This window comes from Arcobacter sp. CECT 8989 (genome assembly GCF_004116715.1).
GTDB lineage: Bacteria > Campylobacterota > Campylobacteria > Campylobacterales > Arcobacteraceae > Halarcobacter.
Genome location: NZ_PDKE01000075.1, coordinates 1 through 438, shown reverse-complemented (window position 1 = coordinate 438; position 438 = coordinate 1). Strand labels below are relative to the sequence as shown.

Here is a 438-nt window from a genome sequence, read left to right as displayed (position 1 = left end):
ATTCTTCATAATTCAATCCATTTACTATGTTATGTTCTGAGGGGAGTGAAAATTCCCCTAATTCGATGAAGATTCTTGCTCAATTGTTATCAGCTATGCGCCGACCAGAACACCTTGCCGATCAGCCAAACGTCTCTTCAGGCCACTGACTAGCGATAACTTTCCCCACAACGGAACAACTCTCATTGCATGGGATCATTGGGTACTGTGGGTTTAGTGGTTGTAAAAACACCTGACCGCTATCCCTGATCAGTTTCTTGAAGGTAAACTCATCACCCCCAAGTCTGGCTATGCAGAAATCACCTGGCTCAACAGCCTGCTCAGGGTCAACGAGAATTAACATTCCGTCAGGAAAGCTTGGCTTGGAGCCTGTTGGTGCGGTCATGGAATTACCTTCAACCTCAAGCCAGAATGCAGAATCACTGGCTTTTTTGGTTG

At 45.9% G+C, this 438-nt stretch carries 1 protein-coding gene; it reads right to left on the bottom strand.

Annotation, left to right across the window (positions count from 1 at the left end; all coding sequences use genetic code 11):
* Positions 1-121: 121 nt before the first annotated feature.
* The coding region (locus CRV02_RS14505; protein WP_164969031.1) for a LexA family transcriptional regulator at positions 122-438 on the bottom strand (317 nt) is incomplete at its 5' end.